Raw genomic sequence first — 223 nt, 5'->3', positions numbered from 1 at the left:
CCCCTGCGGCCCGTACCTACTCGGCGCCGCGCCGGGCGCGGGCTGGCTGTTCGGCCAGGCCAAGGACGGCCCCTCGCTGGCGACCCTGGCGCTCTGCACCGGGCTCGCCACCCTCGCCCTGCTGCCCGCCTACCACGCACTTGTCTGTACCCCGGAGGCCCGCTGATGGACGGAGCGCATCTTCTCGACCTCGCCGTCAGTCCCCGCCCGACACCCCTCGGCC

The sequence above is a fragment of the Pseudooceanicola marinus genome, from assembly GCF_002786295.1.
Classification (GTDB): Bacteria; Pseudomonadota; Alphaproteobacteria; order Rhodobacterales; family Rhodobacteraceae; genus Pseudooceanicola; species Pseudooceanicola marinus.
Note: the sequence above shows the minus strand (reverse complement) of the source record.